This is a genomic window from Aeromonas sp. Prich7-2 (genome assembly GCF_017939255.1).
GTDB classification, from domain to species: Bacteria; Pseudomonadota; Gammaproteobacteria; order Enterobacterales; family Aeromonadaceae; genus Aeromonas; species Aeromonas caviae.
Genome location: NZ_JAGKRI010000149.1, coordinates 1 through 1252 on the forward strand (window position 1 = coordinate 1; position 1252 = coordinate 1252).

Sequence of the window (1252 nt, forward strand, 5' to 3'; positions counted from 1 at the left end):
GTGGCAGGAAATAACAGAGAAGTTGGAGTGGGCAATGGTGTATTTATCCAAAAACGGCAAAAAGAGTAGGCAGAGAAAATCCAAGCAAAACAACACGTTAGACGGTATTATTAATTCGCTTGCCGCTTAAGGTTCTGTACATGAGCGCTTGCTTAGCGCCTCGATATGTTTGCGAGTCAGTTTTTTACCCTCGGTTGCATTGAGCAGCTTGCTAACATTGGATTTGGACCCCAGCTCAGGTAGGTCAGCCCCTCCCAGTCGGTGTTGGCTCATCAAAGTCTTCAAGACAGCAATACCCGGCTCCACACATGCCAAAGCCTTGTTGAAGTCGGCGAACTCGTCAGCACCGTCTTCCCAGCGCTCGATACTGGTTGCAAGCAACTCGATCAATTGCTTATTAGTGTCATAGTCATCTACCAGCTCGTCCATCAGCTCAAGAGCTCGCTCATAATCGTCCTGATTATTGATGTGGACGATGTAGGGCACTTGGGCCAATGCTTCTCTAATCTGAACCAGCGCATGACTTAACATAATGGTGACTCCTTGTTTCTCCGGTGTTCGCTATGAATAGCAACTATCTGGAGAAGGTGATTCTGTCAGGTATGAGAGTGGTGAATAAATATCTAAAATTCATGAGTTTACGCTAATGCGTGATCTATAAACACTAGATTGACTGCTGATGGTTGAGGTGTGTCAAACGGGTTCACACATCTTGCGCGGAGACTTGTTCGCTTCTTCCCTATGCCAATGATCAAGGGGCCTCTATTAATTATTGCGAGTAGTAGCACAATAATTAATACCAAAACGAGTAGGAACCGAACATGAGCTACCAGATTCTCTCCGCTGCGGCGGCCAGCATTACCGAACTGAAACGCAACCCCATGGGCACTGTCAAAAAAGGCAATGGTTCTGCCGTTGCTATCCTCAAGCACAACGAACCAGCCTTCTACTGCGTGCCACCAGAGCTCTTTGCTTACTATATAGAACTAGCCGAAGACGCTGAGCTTAATCGTATCGCCGATGAACGCATGGCCCTACTCGATAAGGTCAGCGTATCGCTAGATGATCTATGACGTATGCCACGCGATTTTATCGTTGAGTACTGATTGCATATTCCGGCCGATCATGAACACCAATTCCGATTCAACGTGAACACCATTTCCGGACCAATGTGAACGCTCATTCCGGTTCAACCTGAACACTTTGCCCCTCCTTTCCGGAAACAGTGTTCAACATCCCGGAATCACTGTTC

2 protein-coding genes are annotated in these 1252 nt (G+C 47.1%); one reads left to right on the forward strand and one right to left on the reverse strand.

Annotation, left to right across the window (positions count from 1 at the left end; all coding sequences use genetic code 11):
* Window positions 1-126: 126 nt before the first annotated feature.
* Window positions 127-531: a transcriptional regulator gene (locus tag J9892_RS18830; protein ID WP_210538710.1), complete on the reverse strand. Its 405-nt coding sequence runs from the start codon at window positions 529-531 to the stop codon at window positions 127-129.
* 290 nt (window positions 532-821) lie between these two features.
* Between J9892_RS18830 and J9892_RS18835 the strand changes: the two genes are divergently transcribed.
* Window positions 822-1073: a plasmid stabilization protein gene (locus J9892_RS18835; protein ID WP_134996526.1), complete on the forward strand. Its 252-nt coding sequence runs from the start codon at window positions 822-824 to the stop codon at window positions 1071-1073.
* Window positions 1074-1252 lie beyond the last annotated feature (179 nt).

Excerpts from the sequence above, each read along its gene's own strand:
- J9892_RS18830 (WP_210538710.1), bottom strand. The coding sequence starts at position 531 with ATGTTAAGTCATGCGCTGGTTCAGATTAGAGAAGCATTGGCCCAAGTG.
- J9892_RS18835 (WP_134996526.1), top strand. The coding sequence starts at position 822 with ATGAGCTACCAGATTCTCTCCGCTGCGGCGGCCAGCATTACCGAACTG.